General features: G+C 71.8%; 4 protein-coding genes. 1 reads left to right on the top strand and 3 read right to left on the bottom strand.

What is annotated here, in order from left to right; all coding sequences use genetic code 11:
• The 3 genes from VHA72_RS10355 to VHA72_RS10345 all read right to left on the bottom strand — a co-directional run.
• A partial coding sequence (locus tag VHA72_RS10355; RefSeq protein ID WP_325574902.1) for an LrgB family protein occupies window positions 1–201 on the bottom strand: 201 nt, incomplete at its 3' end.
• Complete coding sequence (locus tag VHA72_RS10350; RefSeq protein ID WP_325574900.1) at window positions 198–575, bottom strand: CidA/LrgA family protein; 378 nt, start codon at window positions 573–575, stop codon at window positions 198–200. The genes VHA72_RS10350 and VHA72_RS10355, both read right to left, overlap by 4 nt.
• 7 nt (window positions 576–582) lie before the next feature.
• Window positions 583–1,749 (bottom strand): ROK family protein, encoded by a 1,167-nt coding sequence (locus VHA72_RS10345; protein ID WP_325574898.1) that lies wholly within the window; start codon window positions 1,747–1,749, stop codon window positions 583–585.
• 85 nt (window positions 1,750–1,834) lie between these two features.
• Here VHA72_RS10345 and zwf point away from each other — a divergent pair.
• A partial coding sequence (gene zwf / locus VHA72_RS10340; RefSeq protein WP_325574896.1) for a glucose-6-phosphate dehydrogenase occupies window positions 1,835–3,269 on the top strand: 1,435 nt, incomplete at its 3' end.

Genomic DNA, 3,269 nt, shown 5'->3' with positions numbered 1-3,269 from the left:
GGCGCTGCTGAAGTCGTCGTACGACGTGCCGGTCAGCCTGACCACGAGGCACACCACCACCAGCGCGATCAGGACCGGCTGCGCGAGCGGGTGGCCGGTGCGCTCACGCAGTCGGCGCCCGGCCTCGTACGCGGCGACGGTGAGCAGGATCCAGGGCAGCGGCGAGGTGGTCAGCCAGTGCCAGGTGTCGTGGCCTCTCACTCGATCTCCTCCGGCGCCGGCCCGGTCTCGCCGCCGCGGCGCCGGATCAGCGCCGTGACCGCCCAGCCGACGGTGGCGATCGCCAGCAGCCACGAGCCGAGCATGCCGACCAGCACCGGCAGGGCGTGGGCGCGCAGCGCGCCGAGGTAGGCCAGCACGCCGACGCCGGCCGGCACGAAGAACAGCTGCAGGTGGCCGAGCAGGTAGTCGCCGGCGCGGATGACCGGGGCGCTGTCCGGCGTACGCCGCCAGCGCAGCACGACGAAGAGCAGCACCATCCCGACCACCGCGCCGGGGATCGGCGCGTCGGTGAGCCGCACCACCACCTCGCCGACGAGCTGGCAGGCGAGCAGCCAGATCAGTCCGACGAGCACGGCCGGCTCAGTCGACGATCGGCGCGGTCAGCCGGGCGTCGACGCTCGCCGGCGCCAGGATGTGATCGATGGCCAGCGCCGCGCAGCCGACCAGCCCGGCGGAGTCGGCATGGGTGGCCGGCATGAACCGCAGGTCCCGGGTGGCCAGCGCGGTCGAGCGTGCGTAGACGCTTTCGCGTACCCCCGCGGTGTAGAGGTCGAAGGCCTGCCCCATGTCGCCGCCGATGACGACCACCTCGGGGTTGAGCAGGTTGATCGCGATGGCGAGCAGCTCGCCCAGGTGGCGGCCGCTCTCGCGCAGCAGGCCGCGGGCGACGGCGTCGCCGGCCAGCGCCGAGGCGACCAGGTCGCGGACGTGACCGGCCTGCACGCCGGACTCGACGAGCCGGGCCACCAGAGCCCAGCCGCCGGCGATCGTCTCCAGGCAGCCCGTCGAGCCGCACCGGCAGGGCAGCTCCCCGGCGCTGTCGAGCCGGGTGTGGCCGATCTCGCCGGCGGCGCCCATCGCGCCGGGGATGATCCGGCCGTCGGCGATGACGCCCATGCCGAGGCCGGTGGAGGCCTTGACCACCAACGCGTTGCGGGGCTTCTCCCCGGGGCCGAACAGCTCGGACCGGGCGAGCACGTCGGCGTCGTTGGCCAGGTAGATCGGCACGTCGGCCACCTGGCGCAGGTACGGCGCCAGGTCGACCCCGTCCCAGCCGCCCATCACCGGCGAGTCGACGCTGACGATCTTCTCCGGGTCCACGATCCCGGGCAGGCTCATCCCGATGCCGAGCACCGGCGGCTCCACGTCCGCGAGCATCGCGGTCAGTCGTTCGGCCAGCTGCGGCATCAGCTCCTGAGCGGAGATGCCCACGCCGTGGTCGCGGGTGTCGCCGGCAAGCTCGCGGCCCTCCAGGTCGAAGACCGCCAGCTGGCTACGGCTGCGGCCGATGGCGACGGCGAGCACCACGCCGGCGTCGTGGTTGAAGACCAGTGCGCCCGGCGGCCGGCCGCCGGTGGAGGCCAGCTCCTCGCCGAGGAGCAGGAGACCGGCGTCCACGAGTGCGGAGACGCGGGCGACGACCGCCGTACGGGACAAACCGGTGAGCCGGCGCAGGTCGGTGCGCGTGCTCGCCTGGCCGGTGCGGACCAGCTCGAGCAGCTCCCCTGCGGACGCCATCTCGGACATGCGGCGCATCATAGAGGGTCACTTCTGTCTCAAAAAAGCCGATGTTGTGCTTGTATCGATCCAAAATCGATGAGAACGTGTCCGCATGACGAGTTCCGACGTCGCCTTGCAACTCCCGCCTGCCTGTGACTTCACCGTCTTCGGCGGCACCGGCGACCTCGCCCTGCGCAAGCTCCTCCCGGCGCTCTACCAGTGCGACCTGGAGGGCCGCCTCCCCGAGGACAGCCGGATCGTCGCCGTCTCCCGCAGCGAGTACGACGACGATGCCTACCGGGCCGAGGTCCGGCGGGCGCTGGGCGAGCACGTCGACCCCGAGTACCAGGACCTCGCCGCCGTCGAGCGACTGCTGGCCCGGCTGCACCACGTCACCCTCGACGTCCAGGACGACCATGACTGGCACGCGCTCTACGGGCTGCTCAAGGACCGTCCCGAGTTCGCCGACACCGTCCGGGTCTTCTATCTCGCCGTCGCCCCCTCGCTGTTCGAGCCGATCTGCCGCCACCTCGAGGTCGGCGGTCTCACCGACGAGCCCTCCCGGGTGGTGCTGGAGAAGCCGATCGGCCGCGACCTGGCCTCGGCCCGCGCGGTCAACGACGTCGTGGGCGGCGTCTTCGCCGAGTCGCAGATCTTCCGCATCGACCACTACCTGGGCAAGGAGTCGGTGCAGAACCTGCTGGTCACCCGGTTCGCCAACACCTTCCTCGAGCCGCTGTGGAACAGCCACTCCATCGACCACGTCCAGATCACCGTCGCCGAGACGCTCGGCGTCGGCAACCGGGCCGGCTACTACGACCAGGCCGGCGCGCTGCGCGACATGGTGCAGAACCACCTGCTCCAACTGCTGTGCCTGGTCGCCATGGAGCCGCCGATCGAGATCGGCGGCGGCCGCGAGGACGTCCGCGACGAGAAGCTCAAGGTGCTCCAGGCGCTGCGCCCGATGACGCCCGAGGACGTCGACCGTGACACCGTCCGCGGCCGTTACGCCGGCGGCTACGTCGAGGGCATCCAGGTCCCCGGGTACGACGAGGAGCTCGGCCACGCCTCACTGACCGAGACGTTCGTGGCGCTGCGCGCCGAGGTGCAGAACTGGCGCTGGGCGGGCGTGCCCTTCTATCTGCGCACCGGCAAGCGGCTCGACCGCCGTGCCAGCGAGATCGTGGTGGTGTTCAAGGAGCCGCCGTACGACCCCTTCCGGCGGCGCGAGGGCATCACCGAGCCCAACCGGCTCACCATCCGGGTCCAGCCCGGCGAGGGGATGCAGATCCACCTCAACGCCAAGGAGCCCGGCCCGGGCGGCTACCGGCTCAAGCCGGTCTCGCTCGACCTGTCCTACGCGAACGCGTTCGACAAGCGCTCCCCCGACGCCTACGAGCGGCTGCTCATGGACGTCATCCGCGGGAACATGACGCTCTTCATGCGGCGCGACGAGGTCGAGGCCGCCTGGGCCTGGTGCGACCCGATCCTGCGGCACTGGGAGTCGGGCGCCGTCCCCCCGAAGACCTACCCGGCCGGCTCGGCCG

The sequence above is a fragment of the Nocardioides sp. genome (assembly GCF_035547795.1).
Lineage (GTDB): Bacteria > Actinomycetota > Actinomycetes > Propionibacteriales > Nocardioidaceae > Nocardioides.
Note: the sequence above shows the minus strand (reverse complement) of the source record. Positions and strands in the feature narration are given on the sequence as shown.

Excerpts from the sequence above, each read along its gene's own strand:
- VHA72_RS10345 (WP_325574898.1), bottom strand. The coding sequence starts at position 1,749 with ATGTCCGAGATGGCGTCCGCAGGGGAGCTGCTCGAGCTGGTCCGCACC.